Below are 842 nucleotides of genomic sequence, written 5' to 3' on the forward strand. Positions count from 1 at the left end.
TTGGGGATCTACAGGAATACGTGCTAAAATATTCCTCGAAACAAAGATTGAGAATGATATGGTTCTGAAAGCTGGTGAAATTAAATGGCTGAACAGGTAGAAGAAGTACCGTCTAAATTAATTCAGACAAGAGTCTATGAACTACATCCCAACAAGACTATGAGAAGAGTTTTGGATGAAGCTTGTGACTATCGCCGCTATTGCTGGAATCAAGGCCTTGCCTTGTGGAATGAAATGTACAAGGCAAGACAAGCGCTTAAATCTTCTTTGGCTTCCGACCCCAAAAAGCTGACTGAAGAACAGAAAGTACTGCTTAAAGAAAAGCCTTCGCCGAGTGAACGAAGAGTTCGTAATATGTTAGTTGCCGATAAAAAAGACTGGCAGTATACACAGTCAGCCCGGATTCTGCAACTGGCAATTTCCGACTTGGGCAAGGCTTGGAACAATTTCTTTGACAAGGCCCAACCAGACTGGGGCAAACCAAAATTTAGGTCAAAGCGGGAATCCAGACAAGGCTTCAAAAGCGATCAGAGTAAGATCAAGGACGGAATTCTTTATTTGGAGCGGGCAAGAAGAAGCCACGTTCCAAAAGATCAATGGCGTGGCTTCAAGCTGAGCGAAAAGCCTTTGTCAGATGAATTTGGTGTTGTCAGCTACTTCAAAGAAAAAGGCCGTTATTACGTTGCCATCCCGTATAAGATCAAGGCTGAGGATGTTAAGCTGCTAGGCAAAACAGGCAAAGCTACCGCGGTTGACGTCAATGTTGGTCACTTTGGTTACACGGGAGGCCGGGTGAACGTACTGCCTAAGAAGCTTGATAGAATTTATAAAAAAATCAAGCA

Annotated in this window: 1 protein-coding gene; it reads left to right on the forward strand. The window is 43.6% G+C overall.

The window, feature by feature from the left end; genetic code table 11:
- Window positions 1–84: 84 nt before the first annotated feature.
- A partial coding sequence (locus tag lacNas_RS08680) for a helix-turn-helix domain-containing protein (RefSeq protein WP_201346777.1) occupies window positions 85–842 on the forward strand: 758 nt, incomplete at its 3' end.

The organism is Lactobacillus nasalidis, assembly GCF_016587775.1.
Taxonomy (GTDB): domain Bacteria; phylum Bacillota; class Bacilli; order Lactobacillales; family Lactobacillaceae; genus Lactobacillus; species Lactobacillus nasalidis.